Below are 11,699 nucleotides of genomic sequence, written 5' to 3'. Positions count from 1 at the left end.
ATCTTTCATAAACTTTTACCCTCAGTTAACGCTTTTTTGAGTAGAAAGTGGTACGATGTGACCATTGACAAAGACCTACATATGGATTTGGGAAATTTGGATTAGATGCTACGAACAGAGGAGTAGAATACTATGTTTACGCAAATAGGCGAGATTGCTGAACCGATTCCCGTAGTACAATCTGATACAAAATGTGATATCGTCTATCATCTTTTCAAGTCCGATCCCAGTCTCGAAGGTATAGCTGTTATGGGGGAGAAGGGGGTGTCATTGATGATGCGCCCGCGATTCTTTCAGCAGATTGGCACCCAGTATGGCTATAACCTGTATATGGGGCGTCCTGTAGAGCTGGTGATGAACACACAGGCTTTGGTCGTGGATTATTCGGAACAGATCACTGATGTCAGTGTTCTAGCCATGGATCGAGATGAAGGCGAGATATATGACCTTGTACTGGTCACGTCAGGCGAACGTTTCTATGGAGCTGTGAGTATTCGCCGTTTGCTGCTTGCTGTTGCTGATGTGCGGGCTGAGATGGCTATTTTTATGAACCCGCTGACAGGCCTTCCAGGGAACCATATCATCGACGAACGGCTATATCAGGCGCTTCAGTTGGACCATTTTAGCGTACTGTACGTTGATCTCGATCAATTTAAATCCTACAATGATAGCTACGGTTTCAAAATGGGGGATCAGCTTATTCAGGCGACAGCTAACTTGCTTCGCAAGCTTTTTGTTTTCCCTGAAGCTTTTCTTGGACATATCGGTGGTGATGATTTTATTATCATCCTGAACCACCATGATTACCAACAGATTAGTGAGGAAGTCATCACAGGTTTTGAGGAAATGAAAAAGATGTTTTACAACGAGCAAGATTGGCATCATCAATATGTTCTGGGGGAAGGACGTTCCGGGCAGACTCGGCCCATTCCTCTGGTGTCGGTATCCATCGCCGTTGTCACCAACAGCAAGCAAAAATATGAAAACATAGATCAGATTATTGATGAGGCCACACGGATCAAAAAAGGCTGTAAAGCGATTGCCGGCAGCATCATCTGTGCAAATGATACCACAAGCAATCCATGTTAGAAGTGGAATTCGCATACGAAATAAATTGAAACATACATTTATAAGAGAATATAGAGGACAGAATGAACCTCAAGAAGTGAAGCATCGTTTTAAACCTATACCATTAATATGCAGAAATGAAGAAAAACCACTACTTATCAGGAGTTAGTCACCTGTAATAGTGGTTTTTCTATCATTGGATGCGAGTTGAGAACTTTGCTATGAAAACAAAACACCTCAACCCTAATATGTATACATATAAGTTATGTTTGAGCAAATGGTACTCAGATTCGAATATCTACAGATGGATATGACGTAGCTGGAGAGGCGGAAGCCGGAGTTTGCGTGCCGTTTCCGGATTTCTGATTCGTGGCTCCCCCATCTGATGGCTCCTTACTTTCCTTTTTCTTTCCTTCATTTACTTCCTGATCTTCTTCTCCAGATGTTGCAGAGATCGGAGGTTGTGTTGTTTCTTTAGGTGCAGGCTGATGGATCTCTTTCACCAGATCGCCAATCTTTTGATTGACCTTGCTGAGCTGAGAAGTGATGTCCTGAACAACCTCTCGTTTTGCCTGAAAGACGGTGCGCTCTGAGTTTTCCAACATCATTGATTTGCCGAGATCAGAACTATTTGCAGGAGGATTGATCTCCAGAACGAGTCGGTCGAAGCGGGTCTCCCCTTCAGTGGTCTGAATGGAGCCCTGCATGCGATCACGCAAACCGACGAGCTTACCCAATTGATCATAAGTCTGACTATGTTTGATTAGATGATCCAGTGAAGGGGCTTGTGTCTCATCGCTAGGTTTGGGTTGTTGCTGTTGAGTCTTTTCGGGCTGTCTTAATTTGTTCTTCTCTTGCAATTCCTCTGCTTTAATCTGAGCAATTTGGCTATCGATCTGGGATATGGAGCTTGTTAAGGATTTAATCCGCTGAGCTTTGGTTTTGGTATCCAACTCATCATTGGTTTTTACCCCTTGTATTTCTTCATTGAGCCGGACCTTCTGCTGCATAAGTCCCTGAATTTCTTTATCCCGACTGGAGACTTGATTCCCGGGAGTGAAACTGCTTTTGGTTGCAGATGAGATTGAATTCATATCCTCATTCTCCTTCTCTCTTTATCATGGTTCTATTTACATATATCGGATGTTAAGAGAAGGATTTGAATAGCTTTATGTCAGTCAGGATGGTCTCATTTACCTCGCTTGTATTGCGTACTTCATCATAATAATTGATAATGGTTATCAATAAGTGGGTGGAAGTCAAGACATAATACATGAAGACGGAGTTGGGTTAGCGAAATGTGGAATGATTATTATATCCTCTGGAACTATGCTGCGGTGAGTATAGCAGATATCCGTTACATGGAATTAGAGGCATATGAAGAGATGAAATACAAATTTCCAGCAAGTACCTTTGTGCTCACCATTCAGGGTGAAGCTGGAGTGATGATTGACAACGCAACGTATGAAGTGAGTCGCTTTTATATTCTCCATGGCGGTAAAGGGAGCAAATTGGTGATTCAAGCAGGCGAAGCCGGATTGCGCTTCTATTACTTGATGTACAAAGCTAACCTACCTAGCAGAGGAAGAACCGATCTGGGAAGGTTAATGGAGCGTATCAATCCGTTTCGATTGAACTATGGCTTTACCCCCGATATGCCAACCATTCTATATGAGCAATTGAAGCAGATGCGTTTTTTGTGGGAGCAAAAGAACCCCATTCAGCACTTTCAGGTCAAGAGTTTGTTTTATGCATTTGTGGAGCAGATATCGTCACAGGTTCCTCTTGTATCCAATCGTTATTATCCAAGTATGATGGATCAAGTCAGCAAAGTTATTGAAATTGTAGAGGCTTCCTATACCCAGCCACTTACACTTCATGTTTTGGCAGACATGATTGGCACCAGCCCAAGAAGCTTGTCACGCAAGTTCAAGCAGTCGACGGGAAGCAGTCCCATCGATTATCTGATTCAGTTTCGGTTGTTCAAAGCCAAGGAGATGTTGCTGCAAACGGACGCCACGTTGGATGAGATTGCAGCCGGTATCGGTTATCCGGATGGTTATTATTTGGGACGTATGTTCAAGAAACATACAGGTCTTTCTCCTTTGCAATTCAAAGAGAAGACCTCAGAACCCTTATATTGGCCTGATCTGACATCAAGCGTGGCGCGAAATGACATTTTCAGAGGCGGAAGTGGAAGGTATGTTTATAGTGATGGTGATAATCATTATCAATATAAGCATGGAGGGTCAATCAAAATGAACAGACAGACAAGAACGGGAATGCTGCTGAGTATTCTACTAAGTCTTACTTTACTGTTAAGTGCCTGCTCTACAGGGGCTGCGAGTAATTCAAACGTGGATGCATCTGGAAGCAATAGTGCGTCAAGTTCTACGAAAACAGCAACAGGAGAGAGTGAAAGTAAAACATCTGAACCACGTACAATCTCAACGGTGAAGGGAAATGTTACAATCCCTGCTGAACCTAAACGGATTGTGGTTGACTTGTATCTAGGGAGCCTAATTGCCCTGGGGATCAAGCCTGTGGGTACACCCGAGTTGAACCTCAAGAATCCTTATTTTATCAAGTCACTTGAGGGTGTGCAAAATATTGGCGAATACGAAACCATCTCTCTCGAAAAAGTGTTGGAACTTGAGCCGGATCTGATTGTGACAGGTAATCCTGATTTATTTGATTCCTTTAGCAAAATTGCACCTACGTTAGTTATTCCATTTGGCGAATTGAAAAACACCCACGAAGAGATTGCCTATTTTGGTAAAGTGCTGAATAAAGAAAAAGAAGCTGAGGCATGGTTAGCCGATTATGATGCAAGAATTGCAGATGCCAAGAAGCGTGTCGGTGAGGCGATTGATCCAGCAGCCGAGGTGTCGGTCATGCAGTTCAATGATAAAGGCCCATTAGCTTTTGGTGATAATTTTGGTCGGGGAGGTCAAGCAGTCTACAGCGCGCTTGGTTTGAATCCTCCTGCAGATAAAAAAGAGATCTTAATGAAGGATCAACTAGTGGAAGTATCCTCAGAAGCAATTCCTGAATTTGCTGGTGACTACATCATTCTTACAGCAGATAATCTGACTCTCGAAGAGTTGAAATCAAAACCGGTCTGGAGCTCATTGGATGCGGTTAAAAATGATCGTGTGTTTATCTGGAGCCCCGATCGTTCGTGGTACTTTGATCCCATTGCAACATTGGATCAAACAGAGGAATTGGCCGCGTGGTTTACGAAGATCTCTGAACCAAAATAAGCGTAACAAGTGCTTGATGAGATGAAATCCAACTCCACTCTAAAATTACAGTTGATAATGAAAATTATTATCATTTATAATAAAAGTATATTATTAGTGAAACTCTGCTCCGCATATGTTGTCGGATGTGTGACAGAATGATGCCTTGTAAGGTCTTTGTTCCGGATGAGGCTGGGATTGGAGAGTAATTGATGCAAATAGATGAACAGATAAAATGCTGGAATCTTGCCGCTGTTAAGGTTCTGGATATACGCCGGATCGTTATGGAGGCGGGGGAACAACTGAGTTCCTACACACTTCCGGCAAATGGTTTTATATATACAATCCGAGGATCGGCTGTGCTTCAATTGGATGGACGAGCATACAAGGCAGAGCGATTTTTCATGCTTCATGGGGCCAAGGGTGCTTCATTGGATATTCAAACCAATGAAGATTTGGAATATCTACTGCTCTATTACAGAGCATTCCTTGCCTTTCCTGGTTATCGCAAAACGTGGTTGTTGACACAGCCTGAGGTTGCACCGTTCTCTTTGCAATATGGTTTTACGCCGAATAGTCCGCTTGGACTGTTACGTTACCTAGATGAGCTTGAAGATGCATGGGCACAGTCCGGCAGTCTGGATCTGCTTCATACGAAAAGTTTATTTTACCAATTCATTCATGAAATGCTGATTCAGCTAACAGAGCAAGAGATCAAAACAGAACATGCTGATCCGGTGAAACAAACACTTCGTTACATACAGAACCATTACAGGGAACAGGTCACGCTTGATTCTCTGGCTGAACAATTCAACTACAGCTCTCGTCATTTATCCATGCAATTCAAACGAAAAACGGGTTACAGTCCGATTGATTATCTAATTCAGACTCGACTTGCCAAGGCTCGTACTCTGCTTGTACGATCTGATGCAACGCTTGGTGAAATTGCAGCAGAAGTGGGTTATTCGGATGTGTATTATTTTAGTCGTATCTTCAAAAAACATGTGGGGATCTCACCAATCCAGTATCAACGAAACAGGAGAGAAGAAGCGAGAGCAGAGGATCGTCCATTACAAATATCTGAATCGTCCATTGGCCGTAGATGGAAGTCAGGATATATTGATTATGAGAATCATTATCAATATATAGACGGAGGGTCTACACCAATGAAAAGAAGAAAAACAAGTTCAAGTATGATTATGGTGGCTCTATTGAGCATAACGATGCTGCTCTCAGCCTGCTCTTCAGGTACAACCACACCAACAGCTGGCGAAGGAACGGGTGCCAGTTCCAATAACAGCAGTACGACCGTGTCATCAGACACAGGAAACCAGACCAACAAGGACAATGAAACACGCACGGTCTCGACGGTTAAGGGTGAGGTCGTTGTCCCAGCTGACCCCAAACGGGTTGTTGTTCTGTATCTCCAGGGAGATGTCGTTGCCCTTGGGGTTAAGCCGATCGCTACCTCAGATGTATATGACGGGGCTGCATACAAGAGTGAGCTTGAAGGTGTAAATGCACTGGGTACCTGGTTTGAACCGAATCCTGAAGCTGTCATTGATCTTGATCCGGATCTGATCATTGTTCCTTCTGAAGAGACATATACGTTATTAAAGGATATTGCACCTACTGTATATATTCCGTACGAGAAAATGACAACAGAAGAAAGACTGCATAGTATAGCGAGTATTTTTGGCAAAGAGCAGGAAGCCGAGAAGTTACTCCTCAATCTCAAAACCAAAGTAGAAGAGAGTAAGAAAACTCTTGCAGATGCAGGCATACTGGACAAAACGATCTCCATTGTGGAGGGCGGTTTGAAAGGCATGGTCATTGTAGAGAGCAAACAGTTTGGCCGAGGATCTCAGGCGGTATATGAGTACTTGGGAATGAAAGCGCCTGAGGTTGTACAGAAAAAAATTGATGTGGTTTCGGAGGCAGCTGGCTCCAGTATTTCCATGGAAGTACTGCCTGAATATATCGGTGACTATGTATTCCGCTCTGTATACGATGGGGCAGATAACTTGACGGATAATCCAATTTGGAGCAGCATCCCTGCGATCAAGGAAGGTCGTCTGATTGAGATTGATTTTGATTTCTTCTACTATTCAGATATCTATTCAATCAATAAACAACTTGATTTTGTCGTTGAAAAGCTGTTGGCGGCTCCAAGAGCGCAATAGTGGAGTACAGAGTAGTTCGTAAATGTTTTGTACAAGAAATGTTTGTTTTTTAGCCATTGTATTTTGATAAGATTACCATTACACTAGGATTTAAGTGATAATGAGAATCGATATCAAATACTCGATGTTCTGGATCGAATTAACGGAGGTATTTTTAATATGAATCAGCAGTTGGAACTCTATGATGTAACCATTATCGGCGGTGGCCCTGCGGGCATGTACTCTGCCTTTTATAGCGGCATGCGGGATATGAAGACCAAGTTAATTGAGGCACGGGACAGATTAGGCGGTCGCATGTTATTTTATCCGGAGAAAATGATCTGGGACGTCGGGGGTGTGACGCCAATCCTGTGTGAGGATCTGATTAAACAATTGGAAGAACAGGCACGAACTTTCGATCCAACGCTTGTGTTCGAACAACAGATCGAAGGATTCGAGCGTCAACCTGATGGCACAATTCTGTTAACTTCTGCAACAGGTGAACAACACTGGACACGTACCGTCATTATGGCAATCGGATATGGTATATATAAAATGGCCAAGCTGGAGCTTGAAGGTGCTGACCGTTATGAGGTTAGCAATCTGCACTATACCGTGCAGGAACTCGAGCCATTCCGGGGTAAACGGGTACTGATCTCGGGTGGAGGCGACTCTGCTGTAGACTGGGCGAATGAACTGGAAGCATTGGCAGAGCAAGTGACAGTTGTGCATCGTCGTGACCGTTTTGGCGGGTTGGAGCGTAATGTACTGCGCATGAGAGAATCCTCAGTAGATGTCCGTACACCTTATGCGGTAGAGACATTGCATAGTATGAGTGGCGATGTGATTGAACAAGTGACCATCTCACATGTGGACACGGGCGAGACTGAACTGCTTGAAGTAGATGCTGTCATTGTGAACCATGGCATGAAGAGTGACTTTGGTCCAATTCGGGATTGGGGACTTGACCTTGGCGAATGGCACGTCACTACAACGGAGAGATTACAAACGAATATACCGGGCGTATTTGCTGCAGGTGATTTTGTAGATTATGGTAGTAAACTTTATCTGATTGCGGGTACTTTCACTGATGCTGCTCTTGCGGTGAATAGTGCAAAGCTTTACATGGACCCTGAAGCGGAAAAAGTGGCTTATGTTTCTTCCCATAACAGTCGCTTTAAGGAGAAAAATAAAGCCCTTGGTGTTGTAGAAGAATAGAGGGTTACATTTGGATACGAGTAAGATGACTTCGGGTTAATCCCGAAGTCATCTTTTTTGCATAAAATGGGTAATAAGAAGGCATAATTTCAACAGACACAATGGTTGCCGAATTGAACATGTGCTACCAAATGTCTATAATAAGCCTGAGATACATTAGAATGACAAAAACATCATCTGAAATAATCATTTACACAATAACGGAGAGGACAGAAAAAGTCTGGGGATTATAGCGATTGGAAGATTATTCTGTCATCGTAGTGTCAGTGAAAATAATTTTTATATATAGATCCAATAAATAGATGAGAGTGGAGTGCAGCGTATGAAAAAGGGATCACAGCCACAGCGAGGTTTCACCTTCATCCAGCGGTGGTTCAAACGATCTGATAAAAAAAAGATCAAATGGTCTGAAATATATCTTGCACTTGCCGGGGCACTTCATCGCTTGTTGGTTGAAGGACGGCGTGAACGTACAGCAGCCAAACGGCTGCATCAAGACTTGCCCATTAACGCATTAGGCGAGATGAAGCTGGAGCCTGGAGATATTGTGTACACACCAAGTTCGGAATCAACGTATTACGCCGGGCATATGGGGATTATTGGGCTCGACGGCAAAGTGTATCATGTGCATCCTTATGGGCCTGTATTTGCTGATTCATTAGACTGGTATCTCACACGTTTCTATGAAGGAGATCGCTTCATTGTATTCCGTTCCAGGCTGAGTGAGGCAGGCATGAAAGCAGCCGGTTGGGTACAGGACCATTACAAGCAGGTGAAATTCTACCGTTTGCAGACCAATCTTCGCAGTATTGAGCGTAATTACTGTTCCAAGTTTATATATCAGGCCTATCAGTTCACATCCGGACTGGATCTGTGGAGTCGCAAATTTACCCGAATGAATCAGGGGTATATCTACCCGTTTCGAATTGAGCGCTCACCAGAGCTGGACGTTCTGGGAACTTTTTATAAATAAGGTGGGAACCGACTAAAATACTGTTCTTCCAAAAGGAAGGAAAGCAGGTTATGTCGGTTTTTTTTATATGTGTAGAGATTAAAACAGGAAAAACGCCCAAAACGTCGAATAGATTATGAGATAGGCATGCACAACTTGGAATCGTATACATAACAGAAGGCGCGATAATTTTTAACCAAAAGCGAAAAACGACTACGAGGTAAGCGAACAAGAGAGAGTGAAGCGAGATGAAATGGCTGGGCTTCTTACAACGATTCCGACAGAACCAAAATGTAGTGAAGCTATCGGACTATATCCCAAAAAAAGAAAGGAGGCACTACTGTTCCATATGTAAGAAAAACGTCAGATCGGTCGTGCATTATGCGGCACCGCAGGGAAATGTTTCAGGTGTATGCAGTTCTTGTAAGTCTTTGGCGGATGAAAGAGGAATGTTTCCCATTTAATAAGAAGAGATGCGCTCAGGAAATAAGAATTTTTTGATTTATGCGCGTTTTTGTAGTACATTAGCAAATGTATTCGAAGGAGGATTCTAATGTACTCAGGTAGACAAGACGATACTTTATACATCATGACCTACACCTTAAACAGCGGTATCAAGGGTACGGTTCCACTGTCTAATAAGCAGATTATTGAGTGGCTGGATTGCTACAGAAATGAGAAGCGCTTCGTGACCGAAATCGGCAAGGAGTTTTTTGGATTGAATGCAGGATTGGTAGCAGACTTTAAGGTTCAGAATCATCTATCGGATTATCAGCAGACCATTATGCCTACACAGCAACAGGATAACCTGGAACGCCTGTCCAGTGCTTATAAATCAACCGAGTTATTAATGAAGATTGATTGTAAATGCGGCACGGCTTACGTGACGGAATCTCCATACAAGCGCACGAAATGGTACTGCACGAAGTGTAAAGAGATTGTATTTTTGGATGCCAAAAAAGGAATGGTGGAAACGTCGCGTGGTGACGCTTACTACATGACCAACAAATATTTTGTTTCCCGGGACTAGCGGGAAGTGATCCTGTAAGCATCGCTGCAAAGCGGTGCTTTTTTGTGCAAAAGTTCGCTGCGATAATCAAAAAAAGCCCAAAAAGGGCTTTTTGGAGGATCTTAGAGATCATTTAGAAACTATGATGAGCATTCAACTTTGTGAGGAGGAATGAAGCAGCAACGACAGCGCGGCTCGTAAGCTTCCGAATCGCCAATCATAACAACCGGACCCAAGGTAACGGGTTCCCCATTGACGATACGTTGCGTAAAGGCAGCATCCGGGCTACCACATACGGCACAGAAAGCCGAGAGTTTCTCAATGTCATCTGCCATGGCAAGCAAACCGCCGATATATCCGAATTCCTTACCACGGTAATCCATATTAAGTCCGTCCACAATAACATGTTTGCCACAATAGGCTAGCTCCGAGACCAGTTCCATGATGGCACTGCTGAAAAATTGTACTTCATCAAATGCAACAACATCAGCATCTATGGTTTGATTCAGGATCATTTCTACGGATTCCGGGGTTAATTGCCGGGGAATGGAATGAGCAGGCAATCGATAACCAATTCGGCTCACGATTTCATCTTGGGCAAACCGATCATCCTCGGCTGGTTTGTAGGCCACAACCTTTTTACGGCCAAATTGAATTAATTTCTGACAACGGCGAATGAGTTCACCGGACTTTTCACTGAACATGGGTCCAGTAATTACGGTAATACGTCCTGTTTGCACGGTGCTGCTACTCCTCTCACATACGGGATTCAACAAAAAAAGCGACCATTACAGAGTACCACAAAATCTTTGGTAAGAGCCAGAACTAATCTGTGCAGCTTTGTGTTACTATATGGAATGTTAAGCCGTTGGTTCCGGCAGCTGTTACTAGGAGTTATGAAAAGAGGTGTTTACGATGAGTGAAGTATTAACATCACTTCAAGAACGATATGAAAGCCTGAAAGAGCAGGCATCACTAGATGAAGCGGCGCAGGCCTTATTTGCAGAACTGTTCGCAGAAGCGGAGCGACTGCAGGCAAGTAACCTGACGCTGCGCAGAACGATCCTGAAGTCTTCTTCCAAAGAATCACGTATGTCTACCAAACTGCGGGATGCCTTATACGAATGACCCGGAGATTACTCCGGGTCCTCTTCTGTCTTTAATTTGCGAGGGAATAGAATACCTGCTGTAATTCTGGCAATCATGGCAAAGGTGAGACCTATGCCTGCAAACATGTAGATGACAGTAAAGGCTTTACTGAATCCGGTGGATGGCACAAATTCAGGATGTCCAACCGTAGTCAGAGTAACCGCACAGAAGTATAATGCATCGATCCAGTGCAAACCTTCAACACGAGTGTAAAACAAAGTGCCTGACAGCAACGTTGCTGCCGTTAACGCGAACAAAGCCAGAAACTTGGGGTCTTTGAACGCATGGAAAATGCCTTTGAGCAGTCGTTGTAACGTGATTAAAAATGATACCATGATGATCCATCCTGTCTATGTAAAGTAGGCGGTGTGTTGTAAAAACACACAAAAAGCCCGGACTCAAGGAGTCCCTCCGGGCGTCTCTGCTTTTTCGGGTACATTTTTGGATCGGAAACGGGGACCTACATAATTACGCTTGCGGTCACGGAACAAGATCCAGCCTCCCAGAAAACTCATACCTGCGGCAAAAAGGACAAGTCCACCGCCAAAGGAAAGCCACTGGAATCCTGGTGAAATCAGTTCGTTCCCGTGCTCGGCATAATATAGGAACAGGGCGTCTTTCATCATCAGAAAACCCTTCATTGCCATTAAACCGGGGATGACCAGAACAACAATCGCCAAAAATCGCGCAAATACCAATCTTGTATTCATGAGCATTATACCCTTTCTGCCAAAGTCGACATTAAATAAAGGTTACGCTTACAGATCATACCTGATTCCATCATAGCTTGGAATGCATGGGCTGTCCATGTGTGATTGGTTCAAACTTTGAGTTGACTGCTCAAGGAGAGTACAATGGCATATAGAGGGTATATTCCAAACCATGATTCAAGCCATCAT

General features: G+C 43.6%; 11 protein-coding genes. 7 read left to right on the top strand and 4 right to left on the bottom strand.

Annotated elements, in window-relative coordinates; genetic code table 11:
- Positions 1 to 132 precede the first annotated feature (132 nt).
- A complete protein-coding gene (locus tag MKZ12_RS19435; protein WP_339256199.1) occupies positions 133 to 1,089 on the top strand; it encodes a GGDEF domain-containing protein in 957 nt (318 codons plus the stop codon).
- A 263-nt stretch (positions 1,090 to 1,352) separates the two neighbouring features.
- On the opposite strand, the gene MKZ12_RS19430 is transcribed toward MKZ12_RS19435, so the two are convergent.
- On the bottom strand, positions 1,353 to 2,162 hold the full coding sequence (locus MKZ12_RS19430; protein WP_339256197.1) for a FlxA-like family protein: 810 nt from the start codon (positions 2,160 to 2,162) through the stop codon (positions 1,353 to 1,355).
- 204 nt (positions 2,163 to 2,366) lie between these two features.
- On the opposite strand from MKZ12_RS19430, the gene MKZ12_RS19425 reads away from it, so the two are divergent.
- The 5 genes from MKZ12_RS19425 (at position 2,367) to MKZ12_RS19405 (ending at position 9,672) form a co-directional block, all read left to right on the top strand.
- Positions 2,367 to 4,331 (top strand): AraC family transcriptional regulator, encoded by a 1,965-nt coding sequence (locus MKZ12_RS19425; RefSeq protein WP_339256195.1) that lies wholly within the window; start codon positions 2,367 to 2,369, stop codon positions 4,329 to 4,331.
- A gap of 191 nt (positions 4,332 to 4,522) precedes the next feature.
- The gene (locus MKZ12_RS19420) at positions 4,523 to 6,493 is read left to right on the top strand and encodes an AraC family transcriptional regulator (protein ID WP_339256194.1); all 1,971 of its coding nucleotides are present in this window, start codon (positions 4,523 to 4,525) and stop codon (positions 6,491 to 6,493) included.
- 159 nt (positions 6,494 to 6,652) lie between these two features.
- Positions 6,653 to 7,690 carry an NAD(P)/FAD-dependent oxidoreductase gene (locus MKZ12_RS19415; protein WP_339235435.1) on the top strand — a complete coding sequence of 346 codons (1,038 nt, stop codon included), beginning with the start codon at positions 6,653 to 6,655 and terminating at the stop codon, positions 7,688 to 7,690.
- 322 nt (positions 7,691 to 8,012) lie between these two features.
- Positions 8,013 to 8,663 (top strand): hypothetical protein, encoded by a 651-nt coding sequence (locus MKZ12_RS19410; protein WP_339256192.1) that lies wholly within the window; start codon positions 8,013 to 8,015, stop codon positions 8,661 to 8,663.
- 532 nt (positions 8,664 to 9,195) lie between these two features.
- Positions 9,196 to 9,672 carry a hypothetical protein gene (locus MKZ12_RS19405; protein WP_017687614.1) on the top strand — a complete coding sequence of 159 codons (477 nt, stop codon included), beginning with the start codon at positions 9,196 to 9,198 and terminating at the stop codon, positions 9,670 to 9,672.
- 119 nt (positions 9,673 to 9,791) lie between these two features.
- Here the strand turns inward: MKZ12_RS19405 and MKZ12_RS19400 are convergent, their stop codons facing one another.
- Positions 9,792 to 10,391 carry a thymidine kinase gene (locus tag MKZ12_RS19400; RefSeq protein ID WP_339235429.1) on the bottom strand — a complete coding sequence of 200 codons (600 nt, stop codon included), beginning with the start codon at positions 10,389 to 10,391 and terminating at the stop codon, positions 9,792 to 9,794.
- Positions 10,392 to 10,566: 175 nt separating this feature from the next.
- Between MKZ12_RS19400 and MKZ12_RS19395 the strand changes: the two genes are divergently transcribed.
- Entirely contained in the window at positions 10,567 to 10,779 is a 213-nt protein-coding gene (locus MKZ12_RS19395; RefSeq protein ID WP_253438764.1) for a hypothetical protein, read from the top strand.
- An 8-nt stretch (positions 10,780 to 10,787) separates the two neighbouring features.
- Here MKZ12_RS19395 and MKZ12_RS19390 read toward each other — a convergent pair whose 3' ends face one another.
- Both MKZ12_RS19390 and MKZ12_RS19385 read right to left on the bottom strand, forming a co-directional pair.
- On the bottom strand, positions 10,788 to 11,135 hold the full coding sequence (locus MKZ12_RS19390) for a potassium channel family protein (RefSeq protein WP_192133999.1): 348 nt from the start codon (positions 11,133 to 11,135) through the stop codon (positions 10,788 to 10,790).
- A gap of 63 nt (positions 11,136 to 11,198) precedes the next feature.
- A complete protein-coding gene (locus MKZ12_RS19385; protein WP_339256190.1) occupies positions 11,199 to 11,516 on the bottom strand; it encodes a DUF2627 domain-containing protein in 318 nt (105 codons plus the stop codon).
- Positions 11,517 to 11,699 lie beyond the last annotated feature (183 nt).

Origin of the sequence: Paenibacillus sp. FSL R5-0713, assembly GCF_037973325.1 — a bacterium.
Lineage (GTDB): Bacteria > Bacillota > Bacilli > Paenibacillales > Paenibacillaceae > Paenibacillus.
This window is presented reverse-complemented; position numbering and strand designations above follow the sequence as displayed.